The following is a 17,662-nucleotide window of genomic DNA, read 5'->3' as shown; positions in this document are numbered from 1 at the left end:
TGATAGATGGTTATTGCGCCATGCGAAATTCAATGCGCCGGTTGCGGGCGCGCCCGTCCACCGTGTCATTGCTGGCGATCGGCCGGTCGGGGCCCTGGCCCGAGGCCGTCAGCAGTTCGCCGTGGATGCCCTTTGATGCCAGGTAGAATTTGACGGCCTCGGCCCGAGCCTGGCTCAGGCTTTGGTTACTGGCGCGCAAGCCCTGGTTGTCGGTATGGCCGATGATTTCCACTTTACGTCCGGCCAGCTTTTGCATGGCTGCCGCCATTTCATCGAGGATGGCGCGCCCCGATGGCGTCAGCATGGTCTTGCCGCTTTCAAATTCGATGGTGCGGTTGGCCAGGGTGGTGTCGAGCACGCCTTGCTCGCTGGCTGACACCCGCAAACCGTTGTTGACGGTGTAGGTGGGATTGAGGCTGGTGGCGATATCGCTGGCGATCTTTTGCCGCAGCGCCTCGTTGGCCACTTCGCCGCGCACGCTGACGACGCTGCCGTCGATCTTCAGCTGGCCGCGGCTGATCTGCTTGAGGTTGGGCGACAGCAGCTTTTGCACATAGGCGTTCCAGTTGGCGGGCAGCACCACCTGGCCCACCGCGATCTGGTCGACCACCTTGTCGGCGCCATACAGGTCGCGCAGGCGCACCAGCACGGCGGCCTTGCTTGCTTCGTCGGGCACGGTGCCGCTGGCCAGCACCTGGCCTGGCTGCGGCGTGGCGGCCATGGGTATCGAGATGGAGGCTGGCGCGGGTACAGGCGCCGGCACTTGCGCTGAAGCGGGTATGGCGCTCAGCGCCACGCCGAGGAGGAGAACAGTCCGGGATACGCGCATGGTCAGGTTCCGATAAAGGCGGCGCGCAGGGAATCGCGCGCCGATTTGAGCGAGAGGTTGGCTTGCGCCAGATAGGTCGATACTTTCTTGATCGCATAGTCGCTGCCGACCTGTTCCTCGACCCAGTCCAGGTCATCGAACGCGATATGGTGGTCGAGCGCCGCTTGCGGGTTCATCAGCACATGCAGGGTCTGCGCCGAGGCGCCGGAAAAGCCCAGCACCAGCGTCTGGCGGCCGCGCAGCCGGGTGATGAACAGCGCCAGCTCGAAATCGGCGCGCGCCAGGAACGGCGTGATCAGGTGCATCCAGAACGCCGCCACCATGTTGCGGTACAGCGGATCGGCCGGCAGCGGCAATTCCAGGCTTTTTTCCAGCCGGCTGGAACTGCTGGCCATTACCGGCTGCAGCAGCAGGCCCAGCGCCAGCAGCACTTGCCGCACCGTGCCCGTGAAGCCGGTCGGCGCCAACAGCGCGTCGAGTTCGCCCACGGTCTGCATGTCGAGAAAATCGTTGAAGGCGGCTTCATAGGCGGCGGCGCGCAGGTCGACGTCGATGCTGGCATGCGTGGCCGCCTGCAGCGCGCTGCCCGCATCGGGACCGCGCATGTCCTTGCTGAGCGCCTCGCAACGGTTCCACAGGCGCGACAGCACCAGCGGACAGTTGGCGACAAACGCGGCCGGCTGGTCCACTTCCATGGTGCTCATCATCAGGAACGGGAAGCGGCGCGACGAGGCATCGCTGCTGGCGGCGATATGGCCGGCGATGGCGCGCCCCCGGCGCGGGCCGATAAAGGCGAAATGCATGGGCGGCAGCGCATCGTAGGTCAGCTTCCAGCGCGCGTCGGCGCTGAACAGGTCCATCGCCTGCGCCAGCCAGTCGTCGAGGATCTTCAGCAGGGCCGGGTTGTCGCTGGCCTTGACGAAGTCGCCGCGGCTGGGCAGCTTGCCGAAATAGCCGATGGGGGTGGCAGTGGTGCGGTTCATGGCGTGACGGCGGCATTGGCCGCGATGGCGCCGGCAGGGGCTGCCGGCACGGGAGAGTTGACGGCAGGCACACTCTGGGCCACGCTTTCCGGCAGTTTCAGGCCGCGGAAGCCGGCAGCGCCCGACGCGGTGCTCGGCGCGGCGGCCGGCGCCGGCGTGGCGACGATCTTCAGGTTGGCCGCCACGGTCACGCCGCTGTTTTCCCAGCTTAGTTCAAACACGCCGCCATCCTTGCGCTTGCGCTTGGCCGAATCGATCATTTTCTTCAGACCGAAATGCCCAGGTTCGTTGAGCAACACGATCGTGCGGCCTTCCGGCGTGATGGCGCTGATGCGCGCGCCGGGCGCGCCTTGCGGATTCGGCCAGACCATATGGACCCAGGGCTGTGGCTGGCCGCGCCAGCGCAGCGCCTGGCCGTCGATCTCGATCGTGTACTCGGTGGCGCCGTTGGCGGCCTGCGCCTGCAGGTCGAAACGCGTTTGCGCCTCGCCGGCGCCGGCTGCCGTGGCCACGCCGTTGGCGCTGAGCGGCGCGATCCAGCCGGGGAAGCTGGCCACCACGGACGGCGCCAGGCCGATGCCCATGTTGGCCCAGGTCTTGGCGCTGAGCGCGTCGCCACGGCGCACTACCAGCGGGCCGATGGTGGTATTGAAGAACTTGGCGATGCTGCCTTCCGGTCCGAATACGAGGCCGATGTCTGCATTGCTGGCCTCGCTACCGGAGCCGGGCGAGAACGGATACTTGGGCGCCAGGGTCTTCTGGAATGGTTCGAGCACCTGCGCCAGCCAGACCTTGTTGATTTCCGTCTCGGTCGGTTTGATGATGACGGCGAAGGTTTGCATCAGCGGGCGTACCAGCAGCGGCCGGATCGCCTGTTTTTGCGCGTCGGTCATGCCGGTCAGCATCTGTTCATCCACGTACTTGAGCGCATCGGCCAGTTCCGAGCCGGTACCGTCGAGCGTTTGCTGCATGAACTGCTTGGCGCCGGGGCCCGTATCGCCCTGGTTCTTGATCTGGTTGAAGCGGGCGCGCAGCTTCGATAGCGCTTCCATGTAGCCGCGCATCAGCGAAGCGTCCTTGTCCTTGGTCACCACCAGGCGGGCGACGCCGGAAAACTCGCGGCCCACCGGTCCCATCGGCAAGGCGCCGGCGGCGGGCGCGCCCGTGCCGACGTTGACGTTGATGCCGGAGGGTTTCTGGCGCAGGATGGTTTCCTTGAACCAGCCCATCATGCCGCGCTGGGCGCGCTGCAAGCCCTGGCCCAGCAGCGACGGGTTGTCCCACGAGGTTTCCTTGTACACCGTTTCGATCAGTTTGTTGATCGGCGAGGTTTGCGGGTCGCCGAGCCGGTTCATGGCCGCCGCCGCATTGTCGAAGCCGTTCAACTCGCGGATGCTGACGCCCTGGATGAATTTCTGCCATTCCCTGGCGTAGTCCGTTTTATACAGTTCGACCAGCGCTTTCTGAATCTGCTCGGGGCTGCCTTCGAGGGTCAGGTCGTCATTCGAGGCCGTTTTCAGCACCCAGTCGGCGCTTTGCAGTTCGCGGTTGGCCGCTTCCTGGAAGGCTTGCTGGATGAATTGTTCCCAGGCGTCGCGCGTGAAGGTGCCGGGGATGGCGTAGCTGCCCAGCACCAGTTCCTTGTCCTGCTCGCCGACGATGCGCGCCACCGTCATCGAGGCGAAGCGCGTGGCCGCGCGCGCCTTGACGTCGGCGTACACGCGCTCGCGCGCCGGCATGCCCCGCACCACGCGGCGCAGGCTGTCGCGCGATTGGTCGACCAGCGCCAGCTTGCTGTCGATCCTCGGCCAGGACGGGTCGTTGATCTGCGTCAGATAAAACGAAATCATGCGTTCAGCGCTGCGTATCATCTGCTCGCGCGGCATGCTGCCGCGGTTGCTGTCGAGCCAGACACGCCAGAAACGGGTCAGCTGGTCATTCAGGTGGCTCGCTTCGGCGCGCGACTTGTCGCTCAGCATCAGGTAGGTCTTCAGCGCGTTATACGCGTCTTCCACATTGGCCGGCGAGGCATCCTTGAACTGCTGTGCGCCCAGGTTGACGGCGGCGGCCGTGGCTGGCGGCGCGGCGGCAGGGGCGCTGGCCAGGGCCGGCGTCGGCGTGGCCGCCACCGGTGCGGCCAGGGTGCCGGCTGGCGCGGGCAGGGTGGCTGCCGCGCTGGCCGATACCGCGCCCGACTGAGGCGTGCTGGCCATCGGCTGCAAGCGGCTGGCGCCGGCGTTGACTTCGGCCAGGAAGGCTTCCAGCGATTGCGCGACCGGGCCCAGCATCACCTCACGCACGCCCGAGAAATACTCCTCGCGCAGTTTGCGCTCCAGCAGATCCCCCTGGTACAGCCCCAGGCCCAGCGAGACGGGCCGGCTGTTGCGGTAGGAGTCGAGCTGCTCGATCCGGTCCTGCAGGATTTCCAGCGCTTCGAAGCGCGATTGCAGGTCGAGCCGCTTGTCCTGCACCTTGATCGCCTGGTCCAGGTCGGCCTGCACATTGGCCACCAGCTGGCGGTTGGCCATGTAGGACCAGCTCCAGCCGGCCAGTGCCAGGCCCACCAGCGCCGTGGCGGCAAAGAAGGTGGCGTAGCGCAGGCGGGTCTTGGCTGGACTGGCATACTGGGCCACCAGTTCCTTGTCGGCGAAGATTACCTTGCGGAACAGATTGAGCAGGAAATAGCCGTGCTGGTCCTGCACCGCGTTGTGTTGCTGCGGTTGCAGTTTCAAGTCGAAGCGCTGCGCCACGCGTTCCGACGAGGCCGATACCGATGCGCCTTCCTGCAGCGCGCTGGTGAAATAGAAGCCGCGCATGACAGGCTTGAACTGGAACGGATTTTCCTCGAACAGGGTGGCGATGAAGGCGCGCAGCGACCCCTTGATCGCGCTGAATTCGAGCGGGAAGGTGAACACGCCCGGCGGCATGCGTTCGTTCTGCTGCAGCGCCATGCTGGCCAGGCTCAGCTCTTTCAGGCCGTCATACAGCTCGTCGAAACGCTGGTCGAACTGCTCCAGCACGTCCTGTTTGGAACTGGTCTGGCTGTACGGCAGGGTGGCGCCCCATACCCGGTCGCGTTCGCCGCGTTCCGTGTCCTGGAAAAATTCGTTGAAGCCGGTAATCAGGTCGGCCTTGGTGAACACCACGTAGACGGGCGCGTGCACTTCCAGTTTTTCCGTCAGCTCCTGCACCCGCTGGCGCAGGTTCTTGGCCAGGTTGATGGCAAACTCGGGCCGGCTGCCGGTCAGTTCGGCAATGCTGACGGCGATGATGATGCCGTTGATCGGCGCGCGCTTGCGGTGTTTTTTCAGCAGTGACAGGAAGCCGAACCACTCGGCGCGGTCTTCGTCGTTGACCGAATAGCGGCCCGCCGTGTCGAGCAGGATGCCGTCGGTGGTGAAGAACCAGTCACAATTGCGGGTGCCGCCGATGCCTTGCACGATCTTGCTGTCGGCAAACGGAAACTGCAGGCCGGAATTGGCGATCGCCGTGCTCTTGCCGGCCGCCGGATTGCCGATGATCATATACCAGGGCAATTCATACAGGGCCGCGTCACCCGACAGCTGGCCCAGTTTGGACGTCTTGATGGTGCCGATCGCCTCGAGCATGCGCTTGCGGATGGCTTCGGTTTCCTCGCGCTGGGCGGCTCCCGCCTTGGGCGCCGCGCCGGCTGTCTGCTGTTCCAGCATGCCGCCGAACCGGGCGGCATCGCGCTGGCGGCGCCTGCGCTGCAGCCACCAGACCACGCTGGCGACCAGCAGGACCATCGCCAGCGGCGGTACGATCCATGCCAGCGGCCATTGAAAGATGACGGCGCAACTGGCCAGCAGCGCGGCCAGCGCCACGAAGCCGATGGCGAACAGGCTGAAACGGGTAGTAATGGAATGCCAGAATCGTTGCATCATAGTATGAGGGGCCAGAGGTTGACAGGCATGGTGGAGGAAGGATTCATGTCGCGGCGAGGATTTCATGGGCGACGGCCGCCCCACCCACCACCACGGCAGCGCGGTGGAAGGCGTCGAGGTTGCTCAGGAATAACACCTGGCTGGCATTGCCCGCCGCTTCGTGCCGCGCCAGCACCAGCGCGGCCAAGGTGGCTACCTGGCCACTCTGGCCGCAGGCCGCTGCCACGCTCAGCACGTCCTCGCTGAGATCGATATCGGGCAGCAGCGTGCCGGCATTGTTCATCAGTTCGATCATGCGGCTCGAGCGCTGGTCGGCATCGGCGTAGAGCCGCGTGATCGCGGCAGGGGCGACAGACGCCGCCGACATGGCCTTGCCGCCCAGCTCGGCGAGCAAGCTGGCATCGCCATGGCCGCGGCTGTCCGCCGACCGGCCGCGCACGGCAGTGCTGGCATGGTGCAGCAGTACCGGCGTATCGGCCTGCAGCGCCGCCGCCTGGGCTGCATCGGCCAGCAACAGGCCGGCCGCGCCTTCGCCGGGAATCTGTCCGCCCGGCTGGCCGGTATTGAACAGCAGGTCGCGCGCGATCCAGTCATGCATGGTCAGCTCGCCGATATGGGAAGCGCAAGCGAGCACGATGGCCAGGCAAGGCAGCGCTTGCAAGGCAGCCTGCGCGGCCAGCTGTTCGATCAGCGCCAGCGGCCCGCTGTCGCCGGCCAAATGCGTGCTGAGCTTGTCGGATGGCCAGCCTTGCTGTGCCGCTTGCGCGTGCAGCCAGGCGGCACCCGTGTCGCGCTGCGGCTTGTCCCAATCGGACGGCAACAGCAGATGCAGTTGCAGAGTCGGCAGGGCGGCGCGCGCGCTCGTTTGCGCCGTCTTGTCGTCGTCGAGCGCCGCGTGCATCGCCGCTTCCCGCATCAGTTCGTTCAACACGCCAGCGCCCAGCGCCAGTGCGCGCAGGTGTTCGGCCTCGAAATGCGGCGCCGCATCCCGCGCCGTGTCGGCCGGTCGGCGCCGCAGCCAGTCGTCCAGCAGTTCCTTCTGGCCGTCTTCATCGAGGCCGGCCACGCGGGCGCTCATCACGGGGTAGCCCTGCGCGTCGGTCAGTTCGGGATCCAATTCGGGGCGCTGCTGCCTGTCCTGCAGCGCTGCCGCCAGTTCCGACGCCGAGTCGCCACCGGGCATGCGCAGGGCGGCGGCGGCCAGGTGCAGCGGCGCGCGCGGCGGCGCTGCGTTGCTGGCCGGCATGGCCTCACCGCCGGCGGCATCGGCCGGCGCCGGTGCCGGCGCTGCCAGCCTGGACAGCAGTTTCCTGCCCAGCCACCAACTGGTGAGCAGCGCCAGCGGCAACGCCAGCATGGTGCCGGCCAGGTCGCCCGTCGATGGCATGCGCGTGCTGGTGCGCCAGTACCAGATTGCGCCGCCCCAGCACAAGGCGAACGCGGCCAGTATCAGCAGGCTGCGCCGCAGCCACGGGCGCATCAGCGCCGCCCCTTGCATCGGCGGCCGGACGTCATAGCTGATCCGTGGTGGCTTGCTGGCTGGCGATCAGCATCGCGCCGCAGCTGGTCTTGTCGCCGTGGCGGGCCACCGGCTTGCCGTCGACGATCCAGCTGGCGTCGCCGCTGACGATGGGGCAGGTGCCATGGCCCGGCAGCGGGCACGAGACCTTGTCGCCCACGCGCGCCACGCCGATGCCGCCGCTGTCCGTCATCGCCGAGGCTTCCAGCACGCTGCCGCCATGCGATGTTTTGTCGCCCAATCTGATTACGGGACCAGCCATATGTGCTCCTTCCAGTCATCGTTGTTTTTTCATTACACCCGGCACGCGCAATTCCGTGTGGCCGAAATCCATCATCTTCCAGCGGCCGCCCCAGGTCATGCCGACCGATTCGGCCACTTCGCCATACAGCTGATAGCCGCGCATGGCCCAGGGATCTTTTTCCGAGATCACCAGCTTGCCGTCGCGCAAAAAAGCGCAATCGGCGGCCAGGCCAAACTGATGCCAGCTTTGGAACGCGGCCGCATTGCTGACATTGCTGCCCATGCCGGCCAGCATGTTTTGCCGTTCGGGACTGCGGTAGCCTTCCAGGATGGCCATGTCGTAACCATGTTTTTCCTTCATGATCTTGAACACCAGCAGCAGCCTTTGCGCATACTCTGCATTGAGCAGCGCCCAGTTGCGGCTGGCCGATACCAGCATCGGCCGAATCTGCTGCACTTCCTCGGTGGCGAACACCAGCGGCGGCAGGTCGAGCGGCGGCACCAGCTGTTCGCCTTGCAGCAGGGCCGACACCTGCGTATTCATTTCGCGCGTCGAAACCGCATAGCCGCCCAGCATGTTCTTGCTGCCTGCCAGCAAGGCGATCGTCGGCGGCAGGCAGAGCACCGCCGCACCGCCCAGGAACAGCAGGTAATGGCGGCGCACGAATGCCGCGCTGCCGAGCAGCGTACTGGCGCCACTGCGGCGCAGGGTGTCGAGGCCGGCGTTCCTGCGCCGGGCCAGCCGCGCGAGTCGTGCCGCCAGGCCTTGTTCGGCCGTCGCCAGCGCCCGCAGCACCAGTTCGCGGCCGGATGGAAACAGCGCCAGCCAGCTGATCAGGCATGCGAGTAAAAAATAGAGTGCCACCGCCAGTAAAAACACGCCCGCTCCGTTCGAAAAAAGGCGCCATGCATGGGCAGTTGAATGCCGCGGTGCCAGCGTTTGCGCTAATATTGCCTTAGAGTATATCTTACTAACTTGCTAATTACGGGGGCTATATTTCAATTGTGCGCCGGGTCGGCACTGTTGATTTCCTAACATGCGTCACGCTTTTTTTTATTGTCGTAAGGTGTTGTAAATATTGACAGGAGTTAAGATTTTGCAAAGCAATGACGACAGCCCAAGGCCATCGACACGGCCCAGCTTATTGACGCCCGCGCAACAGGCCGAGGCCGACCGCAGCCGTATCCTGAACCATCTCGAAGGCGGCGGTCGGCCCGCGCCCGTGCCTCGTGAAGGCAGGCGCTCCGGCCGGTGGGCCGTCTGGGGTGGCATGCTGGCCGGCGCCCTGCTGTTGCTGGCCACCGGCGCCTGGCTGGGGCAGCGCGAAACGGCGGCGCAGGCCGAACCGGCGTTGGCCAGCACGGCGCCAGCGCCGGAAACACCGGCCGTGGCCAGCGCCCCTGTCACCGCCGCGGCCAGCATACGCGAGGAGGAGCAGGCTCTGCCTCAGCAGAGCCTGAGCGAAATGCTGGGCGCCGGCATGCCGGCCCCGGTCTCGGCTCCCGTGCCCAGCCCCAGGGATGTGCTGAGCCAGGCGCTTGAGACGCCGCAGAAGAGCGCGCGCAAGGCGGCGCCGCCAAAAAAACCACCGGCCAAGCCGCTCAAACCTGCGGCGCCGGCCAAGCCCGCCACCACGCCGGAACAGGAAAACGACGTGGCCCTGCTGGCCGCGCTGGTATCGCACGCCCAGGCAGGCACGGCGCCCAAAAAAGCAGCGCCCAGCCTGCAAGCTCAGTTGCTGCAATGCAGCAAATTGAGGCCGGCGGCGGCCGATGGTTGCCGCCAGAGAACTTGCGCCGGCCGCGTCGACAAGCCTCTGTGCAAGGCGGCCAGGGCTGCGGCGCAAGGCGCGCGATGAGCACAGCGCTGCTGGACCGGGTGGGCGCCGCGTCGGGAGCGTTCTCCGGCATCACGCGCTTGTACGAGCTCAAGCTTGAAGCGGCAGCGCGCAGGATGCGGGCCCGCTGCTGGTGGAAGCGTTCGCCTGCGACGAGCAATTGCAGACGGCTGGTCAACGGGAAAGCAGTCTGCGGGTTTTTCAGAGACGCCGGCAAGATCAAGGATGGCGACATCGTCAAATTGCTGGTGACACAGAGAAAGGATGTGCTGTACGTGCACAGTTTGCTTTGCATAGGCGATAGCTTATTTTTTGATGCCATTGAATGCTTATTGCGGAGAGCGTGCTTCGTTCTGGAACTGCATGAGATTTGCAAGGGACCTGACCCCGGCTATCTGGATCATCCTTGCTCTGATGCTTTTATTATCCATCGATGTATCTTTGGAAAAGACGAGAATTTAATTTCGATATCCGGCATCATATTCGTGATGCCGCTGATTTTTTGTTTTTCTTTCGCATATTGGAGCTTTGGAGCCATGCGTGGCTCTTCAATATATGCGACCGAAATTTTCGCTGCGCATGGTTTTCCAGGGCCAGGCGACTTTGATATGCGCAAGGGCGCTACTTTATTCAAAGGGCATAGCTATGGTTTTATTGGATGTGGCCGTGAATTGGCCTTGAGAAACATGGTTTAAAATGCAATATCCAGTCCGCCTGATAATTGCTGGGGTGGATTTCCGTTCATTTTAAATTGAATCCAAATCAATCCCTGCATAAATTGACGATATTGCTGGGGAGATATTGCCAGCTCACTGATTAAGAAAAATATATGCATGAATTATCCTATAAGTTGGTCAGCGGTATTGTTGAAGGTTTGAGAACTTCCGACATGCATGTCAATTATTTGAAGAGCGCTGAAAAAAACAAAAAAATATCTGGTTTGACGGCGATTGTTCAGGCTGCCGCAGGGGAGCCAGGTGCTGTTCATAGCGCACAGGCAGCGACAAGTGACGGAGATCCTGTCACAGGCTTCACCATGAGTGTAGGGGGCAAGTTGGTTGTCGGGAGTTTCTGGAGTGTTGATTTTAGGGACGGAGACGAAGTTCAAGTTGTTGGCTGCCAAAAAGGCAATGAATTCAGCGCTGTCGCAGTCGTTGACGTACAGGAAAACAAGATATGGATGCAGCCGCATTCCGAACGTGGAACAACGGCAAAAAAATTGCATCTATTAAAATGTTGTGGCTATGCTTTTGTTGGCTTGTATGTTTTGCAGATATTGGCGGCATTTTTTGGCGGTGTCCCGCTCTGGTTCATGTTGATTTGCGCTACCTTTAACACTTTGATTGTTTTATTTGTGACTGTTGGCTTGAGTTGGAAAGATTTTATGGAATTTTCAAAGGAGATGAATAGGGTGGGAAAGACACTTGGGATTGCTGAGCCGGAAAAAATTGATCTTTTTAAAAGTACCAAGAGGATGAGGAAAGCAGGAAGAGCCGATTTGCCGATGGGCGTATATTATCTTTAAATTAGCTAAATAACATGGTAAATGCCTTGGGTTTTCCTGATGAGCTGATTTTCGCCCTGGAAGGAGAAATGAGGAATTTTCATTTCTCTAGAGCAACGGTGGACCTGTTGCATGGCATTGAAAAAAATATTGCGGCAAAAACGCTTGCCGGTGGTGTAGCCGCCGCCATCAATGCCATGCCTGGAACGTTGGCAAATTCAGCCATGCTAAGTTTGTACGATGGCGAAGATCTGCATAATTTTGCCGGACTGGTCAATGGACATGTCGTGTGTGGTGTTTTTGCCGATGTGGACAAGATTAAGAATGGCGATTTCGTCAAATTGGTGGTGGAAAAGAGAGGCGAGATCCTTCACGTGCACAGTTTGCTTCGCATTGCGGATGGCCTGTTATTGATGCCGTTAAATGCTTATTGCGGAGAGCGCGCCTTTTTCTGGAGTTGCATGAGATTTGCAAGAAATATGATGTTATTTGTCTGGATTGTTCTATTTTCCGGATTTTTCTTGGTTGTTGATGTGTCGCTGGAGAAGAAGGAAGATTTAATTGCGGCATGCGGCGCAATATTGTTGATGCCTGCCTTGTTTTGTTTCCCTTTCGAGTATTGGACATATAAGACCATGCGCGGCTATTCAATATATGCCGAGAAAATTTTCGTCGCATACGGTTTTCCAAGGCCGGATGTGTTTGATGCACGCGGTGGAATTACTTTTTTTGAAAATCACGGCGATGGATTTTTCGCAACTAATTGTAAGCTGGCTCTGAAAAAACACAAGTCAAAATACAGGATTCAATCTATCTGACAATTGTCGAGCAGGGCGCGTTGCATGAGCTACCTTGCTTGTCCCTGCTCCCAGGATCAAGGTGTCGGCGCTACGGATGGATGCAATACTGACGAGTACGGTTTTTCTTGCGGCAGCATGTGCCTTGCTTCCTCAAATTTTTCCTGGGCGAGCAATGCATGGATGGAATGAGCCAGCGGCGTCACGTCCGCCACCCTTGTTATCCATTGATGTACGTAAAGCTCAACAGCTTCTTTGCTGAGGCCGATCTGGATGGCTCGGTATGGTTGCGGCCGCAACAGCAGGTCCCGTTCGGGATCCCACTGGATGCGCACGGGCGATGCCTCCTTCTTCGCCGTCCATTCATCCTTGCTCATGGATGCATCCGCGCGGCTCAGGCAGCCGTGCTCCAGTGCCCATTCAAATCCCGCTCTACTGATATCGATCGCCAGTATGCGTTGCTGGCCAGCGTCTTTGAACCCCCAGCCGGCGCGATACATCATCCATAAGAATGATGGTTTGATCCAGGTCATGCGTTCCATCTTGAATGGCGGCGCAGTCAATGTGCCGTTCGCCAATGCGGCATCCGCGATCACATCCGAATAGGCCTGATAGACACGGATAGTCGCTTCGTCATAGGTGGCCCGGATCTGACGTTCAGGGATGGCTGACGTCGGGTACTGATCATTTTGCATTCTTACCTTTGTTGAAGCCAGGGCGAATCCTGGCAAGCCTTGACATGGCGCTGGCAGCGCCGCTCGGTTCCTGGACGTGGCCTGTAGCCGTCCGCAGCCGGTTGATAAGCTGTGTTGCAAGGCGGATGGCCGCGCTGGCGAACGTCGGGTGTGGTGCATCTTACACGACATGGCGCTGCTCTCCGGCGGGCAGGGCTTCTATCTCGATCGGGAGGCGACATCGACATGGCGATGCAATAGGCAGCTTAGGAATTGGCGTTCTCGGTGCTGCCATCGGAAGGCAGCAATTCTGATTTATGCCACGCTTCGTTTTATCGCGGCGCGTCTGCTGGTTCGAATGAACCATCGTCACAATTGGTCACTTTTGGTGGATATTGGTAGTTTGTTATTTAAGTAAGTCGCTCACTATACTTGGCGGATGAAAGCGCGTACAAGGCAATGGTTGACGACGGAATAGCGGGAGGCCACTACGCAAATGGAATCCCTGTCTGTCAATTCTATCTGCCACATTCTTGTGCTGTGTCAAGGCCACGATGGGATGTCTGTGCGGAAATACCTCTTGGTCATCCGGGTGAAAAATGAATCAGAAGAACATGTGGCCGGACAGTAGATTTGCAGGATGCGGGGCAGGTCTGATCAGTATTTTGTCGAGGGGCTACCTTTTTTGACTAGCCTTTTCTGTTTTCCGTGCCTAGAAGATGAAATCTGCAGTCCGATCAGCACAGTCAGCTAGGTTCATCGATTATCTCGCCGCCGCACCCAGGCCATGCCACTTTTGTCGTTTGCCTATTCGCAGCCTGATCCAGGCTAGAGATCGGATTCAGATGGGCCTGGAAAAGACTGTCGCAGGCCTGCGTTTTACTGCATCACGTCCCGGGACAGCCAATATTCAAATCGACTGCCCGGCGCATCAGCATGTCTACGTCGCGGTAAATAATTGCCCGATTGACCAGCGCCGCAAGCCGGGCAGGCGCATCGATAACGTCAAGGGCAACGGTTGAAATATAGAGAAGTCACAAAGTAAACAAGACGTTCGCTTCAAATCAAGGGGAAATATAAAATGAAATCTGTAGCTAAGAAACACTTTTCTCGCGCCGCGCTGATCACCGGCATCGTCTCGGCAGCCTGGGCGCCCAACAGTTTTGCCTGTTCCGACAGCCCCATCCTGGCGAGCATCTGCATCATGGCCGTGCCATACAATTTCGGCAGTTTCAATCGGCAGTATGTGCTGGCTGACGGACGCGATATGTATATCAATACCAATGTGGCACTGTATTCCCTGATCGGTAACGCTTATGGCGTCGTTACCCAGACGACGTTCAAGCTGCCTGACCTGCGCGGCAAGTTCGTCATCGGCGCCAACGGCGAGGACTACATGGCTGGCGACAAGGGCGGTGCAAATGCGATCAAATTGAAGGTTGCACAACTGCCGCCCCACACGTTCGCGCTGGCCGCGGTTCCCGTCGACCTGAGCAAGCTGAAGGTCGGCGTGGCCTTGCCTGCGCTGACGGGCACGGCACTCATTCCCAGTACCGTTGCGACAGGCACGGTAGCGGACTTGAAAATGAATGTGTCCGGTAGCGCCAATGGGGGCTCCTCGCCATCGGGCGCTTATCTGGGCAAGGCAATCTCTGCGTCCTCCAACATTTATTCCTCGGAGGCACCGGATGCGACACTGAATGCCGGCGCCATCACCGGTGGCACCGTTTCGGTCACGGTGCCTGGCATGGCGGGAACCGTGACTACGGTCGGTGAGAAGCTGGACGGCGTCATCGGCGGCACCGCAACGGCCAGCGGCCAGACGCTTCCCGTCGGAAGTGGCGATGCAATCGATATCCGGCCATCTTTTATCGCCTTGACGTATTACATCGCGGCCTCCAATGGCCTGTATCCAAACAGGGACTAGCACTTTGCGTATTCTCGCCGTTACAACAATGGCCACGCTGCTGCTTGCCGCGCCACAGGCCGGCGCCGCGCCGCGCGACCTCAGCACTGAGCTGAAGCGCGCCGACAAGGCGCTGGCCGCCGAGGACTACGGACTTGCCTACAAGGAATACGCGCGCGTCGCCGCCCGCAATCCCCTGGCGCAATTCAATCTGGGCTTGATCGAACGCGAAGGATGGGGGCGGGCGCGCAATGGGGCAGCCGCCTGCGGCTGGTTCGGCAAGGCGGCGCAGGGCAACATTCCCGCTGCGCAACAGTTTTTTGGCGATTGCCTGGCTGTAGGCATCGGACAGGCGGCCGACGGCAAGGCGGCCGAAGCGTGGTATCGCAAGGCGGCGCAGGCGGGCATCGCCTATGCGCTCTGTTCGGCCGGTCAACTGTATATCGGCGGGCAGGCCGTCGGCAAGGATGTCGGGCACGGCCTGGGGCTGTGCGCGCAAGCGGCGCAGGCCGGGTCGGTGCCGGCCATGCTGCGCATCGCCGACTATTACAAGGATGGCAAGGACGTGCCGCAAGATCTGGCGGCCGCGCGTCATTGGTATCGGCAGGCGGCGGAACACCGCGAGCATCAGGCGCAATACCGCCTGGGCGTGATGCTGGCGCAGGGCGAGGGCGGCGATGTCAACCTGGCGCTGGCCTTGTCATGGCTGGAGCATGCGGCCTCCGAAGGCTATGCGCCCGCCTATTTGCCGGTGGCCATCCTGTACGCCAACAGCGCGCCCGACCCGGCCACTGGCGCGCTGACGCCGGCCAGCCTGGCAAAGATTTACATGTGGAACAGCGCTGCCAAAGCCACCACGAAAAATACCGCGGAACTGGCCGAGATCGAACGTATCGCGCAACTGGTGGATCAGGTGATGCCGGCACAGTGGAAGCCTGCACTGGACCGCCGGGTCGCCGAACATCTGGGCCGATTTTCCGCAAATTAATACATATATAACAAGCGGCATGCCATCCGCGCAGCGCGCCGCCAACCAGAGAAAACCATCATGCGTCATGCCTCTATGAACAGAATCTATCGACTCATCTGGAGCCATGTGCACCATGCATGGGTCATCGTCCCGGAACGCACGAAGGGCCGGGGCAAGGCGGCGAATCGCAGCCTCGTGTTCAGCGCCTTGCTGGCGGCCACCCCTGTTGCCATGGCGGGACCGACAGGCGGCCAGGTGACAGCCGGCAACGGCACCATCAGCCAGAGCGGCGCCACCACCACGGTGACGCAAGCGAGCCAGAACCTGTCATTGAATTGGCAATCGTTCAATACCACGAGCCAGGAAACCGTCAATTTCGTCCAGCCGTCGTCCAGCGCCATTGCCGTCAACCGCATCGGCGACACGCATGCCACCCGCTTCTTCGGCCAGCTCAACGCCAATGGCCAGGTCTACCTGATCAATCCGAATGGCGTGCTGTTCGGCGCCGGATCGCAAATCAACGTGGGCGGCCTGGTGGCCTCGACGCTCGACATCGGCGATGCCGGACTGGGCGGCGCGACGCGCCATTTCAGCGGCAACGGCACGGGCAGCATCGTCAACCAGGGCACGATCAATGCCGCCAAGGGCGGCTATGTTGCCTTCATCGGCAATACCGTCAGCAATACGGGCAGCATCAACGCGGCAGCGGGTGCGGCGGCGCTGGGCGCGGGCAGCGACGTCACGCTGTCGTTTTCCGGCGATAGCCTGGTCAATCTGCAGGTCAAGCAGGGCACGCTGAACAACCTGGCCGAAAATGGCGGCCTCATCAAGGCAGACGGTGGCGCGGTCTGGCTCTCGGCCGGCGCCAGGGATGCGCTGGTGGCCAGCGTGATCAATAACACCGGCATTATTCAGGCGCGCAGCGTGCAGAACGTCAACGGTTCCATTGTGCTGGCGGCTGGCAATGCCGGCACCGCAAGCAATGGCGGCACGCTTGATGCTTCCGGCAGCGGCGGCGCAGGCGGCGGCAGCGTGAAGGTGCTTGGCGGCACGGTCAAGCTGGCGGCGGGCAGCGCGATTGATGTGTCAGGCGAGGGCGGCGGCACGGCTTTGATTGGCGGAAATTCTCTTGGCAGCGGCAGCGAGCAACGCGCACACACGGCCATCGTCGATGCCGGCGCCTCGATCAGGGCCGATGCCATCAGCCGCGGCAATGGCGGCAATGTTGCCGTCTGGTCCGATAACAGCACGCAATTCAATGGCAGCATCACGGCGCGTGGCGGCGCGGTGTCGGGCAACGGCGGCAAGGTGGAAACTTCGGGCAAGGCCTTGAAGGTCAACGCCAGCGCCTCCGTCAGTACGGCGGCGCCCCATGGCGCGGCGGGGGAGTGGCTGCTGGACCCCGATGATATCCTGATCGGCAATGCCAGCATATGGGGAAATTCTTACGGGATCAACGTCGATACGCGCGTCCTGTCGACGGCGCTCAATAACGGCAATGTGACCATCAAGACCACCGGAGCTTCCGCCAGTTGCACGGGCACGCCGTGTGCCCCTGGCAAGCCTGGCAATGGCGATATCATCATCCTCGATGGCATCGGTTACGGCAATGACTACTCCGTCGTCGGATATCCCAGCATTCCTAACTGGACCAGCAACACGACGCTGACGCTCAGCGCCTATCGCAATGTGCAGTTCAAATTTACGAATAATGTTTCTTATGGGGGAGCAATCGGCAATCTTGGCGGAGGCATCGTGGCTGAAGGGGCGGTCAATATCGTGCTGAAGGCCGACAATGGCGGCAGGGGCACGGGCACAGTCTTTTTTGACGACCTTTCCGCCATTGATAGCAATATTTTCCTTGCAAATAATGCCGGCACTGTCAGCATCTATTACAACCCCAGCAGCTACAACACCCCGACGGACTTTACCCCGTACCTCAACAATCCCGGTCAGCTCACTGCGTATATGGCCGTCAATCTGAGCGCTTCGATTGCTCCCAAGGTCTATGACGGCACGACGACCGCGGGATTGGCCGGGCTCAACAGCCTGCTGACCATGCCGAACGGACTGACGCTCGATACTGCCGGCCAGGCGGCCACTTTTGCCGACAAGAATGCTGGCACCGACAAGGCCGTGACGATCACCGGCGTCAGGTTCAGTGGCGGCGGCACCACGATTGCCCATGGTGGCCAGCACTATTACCTGAATGGCCTCGACAGCAAGACGGGGACGATCACGCCCAAGAGCATCAACGTCAGCGGCGTTTCCGCCAGCGACAAGACCTATGATGGCACGACCACCGCCACGCTCACGGGGGCAGGCATTTCGTCGTCCGACCTGGTCGGCGGCGATATCGTTTCGCTGGCAGGCGGCTCCGCGACGGGGACGTTTGCCGACGCCAACGCCGGCGGCAACAAGAGCGTCGCCGTCAGCGGCTACACGCTGACGGGCACGGATGCCGGCAACTACAACCTGGTGCAGCCGGGCAGCG

Annotated in this window: 16 protein-coding genes; 8 read left to right on the top strand and 8 right to left on the bottom strand. The window is 61.4% G+C overall.

Annotation, left to right across the window (positions count from 1 at the left end):
- Positions 1–10 precede the first annotated feature (10 nt).
- Genes AC07VI_RS11710 through AC07VI_RS11685 form a run of 6 tightly spaced genes read right to left on the bottom strand, consistent with a single transcriptional unit; the run spans position 11 to position 8,359 of the window.
- Entirely contained in the window at positions 11–829 is an 819-nt protein-coding gene (locus tag AC07VI_RS11710; protein ID WP_492993784.1) for an OmpA family protein, read from the bottom strand.
- A gap of 2 nt (positions 830–831) precedes the next feature.
- A complete protein-coding gene (gene tagF, locus AC07VI_RS11705) occupies positions 832–1,812 on the bottom strand; it encodes a type VI secretion system-associated protein TagF (protein WP_086145180.1) in 981 nt (326 codons plus the stop codon).
- On the bottom strand, positions 1,809–5,714 hold the full coding sequence (tssM, locus tag AC07VI_RS11700; protein ID WP_099420638.1) for a type VI secretion system membrane subunit TssM: 3,906 nt from the start codon (positions 5,712–5,714) through the stop codon (positions 1,809–1,811). Before tssM ends, tagF begins: the two co-directional genes overlap by 4 nt.
- A 46-nt stretch (positions 5,715–5,760) precedes the next feature.
- Positions 5,761–7,197: a hypothetical protein gene (locus AC07VI_RS11695; protein WP_492993786.1), complete on the bottom strand. Its 1,437-nt coding sequence runs from the start codon at positions 7,195–7,197 to the stop codon at positions 5,761–5,763.
- A gap of 31 nt (positions 7,198–7,228) precedes the next feature.
- Positions 7,229–7,498 (bottom strand): PAAR domain-containing protein, encoded by a 270-nt coding sequence (locus AC07VI_RS11690; protein ID WP_099376125.1) that lies wholly within the window; start codon positions 7,496–7,498, stop codon positions 7,229–7,231.
- 15 nt (positions 7,499–7,513) lie between these two features.
- Complete coding sequence (locus tag AC07VI_RS11685) at positions 7,514–8,359, bottom strand: M15 family metallopeptidase (RefSeq protein ID WP_193068840.1); 846 nt, start codon at positions 8,357–8,359, stop codon at positions 7,514–7,516.
- Positions 8,360–8,576: 217 nt separating this feature from the next.
- On the opposite strand from AC07VI_RS11685, the gene AC07VI_RS11680 reads away from it, so the two are divergent.
- Entirely contained in the window at positions 8,577–9,338 is a 762-nt protein-coding gene (locus AC07VI_RS11680) for a hypothetical protein (protein WP_139842661.1), read from the top strand.
- Positions 9,335–10,012, top strand: coding sequence for a hypothetical protein (locus tag AC07VI_RS11675; RefSeq protein WP_099376126.1), 678 nt, complete (start codon positions 9,335–9,337; stop codon positions 10,010–10,012). Before AC07VI_RS11680 ends, AC07VI_RS11675 begins: the two co-directional genes overlap by 4 nt.
- Here AC07VI_RS11675 and AC07VI_RS11670 read toward each other — a convergent pair.
- The gene (locus tag AC07VI_RS11670) at positions 10,009–10,152 is read right to left on the bottom strand and encodes a hypothetical protein (RefSeq protein ID WP_172404902.1); all 144 of its coding nucleotides are present in this window, start codon (positions 10,150–10,152) and stop codon (positions 10,009–10,011) included. The two genes, AC07VI_RS11675 and AC07VI_RS11670, sit on opposite strands and share 4 nt — an antisense overlap.
- On the opposite strand from AC07VI_RS11670, the gene AC07VI_RS11665 reads away from it, so the two are divergent.
- Positions 10,147–10,842, top strand: coding sequence for a putative type VI secretion system effector (locus tag AC07VI_RS11665; protein ID WP_143450793.1), 696 nt, complete (start codon positions 10,147–10,149; stop codon positions 10,840–10,842). The two genes, AC07VI_RS11670 and AC07VI_RS11665, sit on opposite strands and share 6 nt — an antisense overlap.
- Positions 10,843–10,856: 14 nt before the next feature.
- On the top strand, positions 10,857–11,639 hold the full coding sequence (locus AC07VI_RS11660) for a hypothetical protein (RefSeq protein ID WP_494808796.1): 783 nt from the start codon (positions 10,857–10,859) through the stop codon (positions 11,637–11,639).
- Between the two features lie 56 nt (positions 11,640–11,695).
- On the opposite strand, the gene AC07VI_RS11655 is transcribed toward AC07VI_RS11660, so the two are convergent.
- The gene (locus AC07VI_RS11655) at positions 11,696–12,313 is read right to left on the bottom strand and encodes a DUF4291 domain-containing protein (protein WP_086148290.1); all 618 of its coding nucleotides are present in this window, start codon (positions 12,311–12,313) and stop codon (positions 11,696–11,698) included.
- A gap of 824 nt (positions 12,314–13,137) precedes the next feature.
- Between AC07VI_RS11655 and AC07VI_RS11650 the strand changes: the two genes are divergently transcribed.
- From AC07VI_RS11650 to AC07VI_RS11635, 4 genes are all read left to right on the top strand, one after another.
- Entirely contained in the window at positions 13,138–13,314 is a 177-nt protein-coding gene (locus AC07VI_RS11650; protein WP_157792400.1) for a hypothetical protein, read from the top strand.
- A 59-nt stretch (positions 13,315–13,373) separates the two neighbouring features.
- On the top strand, positions 13,374–14,219 hold the full coding sequence (locus AC07VI_RS11645; RefSeq protein WP_492993793.1) for a phage tail protein: 846 nt from the start codon (positions 13,374–13,376) through the stop codon (positions 14,217–14,219).
- A 28-nt stretch (positions 14,220–14,247) separates the two neighbouring features.
- Complete coding sequence (locus tag AC07VI_RS11640) at positions 14,248–15,186, top strand: tetratricopeptide repeat protein (RefSeq protein ID WP_086148288.1); 939 nt, start codon at positions 14,248–14,250, stop codon at positions 15,184–15,186.
- Positions 15,187–15,246: 60 nt separating this feature from the next.
- Positions 15,247–17,662 (top strand): two-partner secretion domain-containing protein (locus tag AC07VI_RS11635; protein WP_494808795.1); only part of this gene is annotated, 2,416 nt, incomplete at its 3' end.

The sequence above is a fragment of the Janthinobacterium sp. GW821-FHT03A03 genome, from assembly GCF_059421435.1.
The sequence above is the reverse complement of the archived record's forward strand: the minus strand, read 5'-3'. Positions and strand labels throughout refer to the sequence as shown.

Coding starts and splice junctions, on each gene's coding strand:
- tssM (WP_099420638.1), bottom strand. CDS start 5,714: ATGCAACGATTCTGGCATTCCATTACTACCCGTTTCAGCCTGTTCGCC.
- AC07VI_RS11640 (WP_086148288.1), top strand. CDS start 14,248: ATGGCCACGCTGCTGCTTGCCGCGCCACAGGCCGGCGCCGCGCCGCGC.
- AC07VI_RS11690 (WP_099376125.1), bottom strand. CDS start 7,498: ATGGCTGGTCCCGTAATCAGATTGGGCGACAAAACATCGCATGGCGGC.
- AC07VI_RS11710 (WP_492993784.1), bottom strand. CDS start 829: ATGCGCGTATCCCGGACTGTTCTCCTCCTCGGCGTGGCGCTGAGCGCC.
- AC07VI_RS11665 (WP_143450793.1), top strand. CDS start 10,147: ATGCATGAATTATCCTATAAGTTGGTCAGCGGTATTGTTGAAGGTTTG.
- AC07VI_RS11660 (WP_494808796.1), top strand. CDS start 10,857: ATGGTAAATGCCTTGGGTTTTCCTGATGAGCTGATTTTCGCCCTGGAA.
- AC07VI_RS11645 (WP_492993793.1), top strand. CDS start 13,374: ATGAAATCTGTAGCTAAGAAACACTTTTCTCGCGCCGCGCTGATCACC.
- tagF (WP_086145180.1), bottom strand. CDS start 1,812: ATGAACCGCACCACTGCCACCCCCATCGGCTATTTCGGCAAGCTGCCC.
- AC07VI_RS11655 (WP_086148290.1), bottom strand. CDS start 12,313: ATGCAAAATGATCAGTACCCGACGTCAGCCATCCCTGAACGTCAGATC.
- AC07VI_RS11675 (WP_099376126.1), top strand. CDS start 9,335: ATGAGCACAGCGCTGCTGGACCGGGTGGGCGCCGCGTCGGGAGCGTTC.
- AC07VI_RS11695 (WP_492993786.1), bottom strand. CDS start 7,197: ATGCGCCCGTGGCTGCGGCGCAGCCTGCTGATACTGGCCGCGTTCGCC.
- AC07VI_RS11670 (WP_172404902.1), bottom strand. CDS start 10,152: ATGCATATATTTTTCTTAATCAGTGAGCTGGCAATATCTCCCCAGCAA.
- AC07VI_RS11650 (WP_157792400.1), top strand. CDS start 13,138: ATGGGCCTGGAAAAGACTGTCGCAGGCCTGCGTTTTACTGCATCACGT.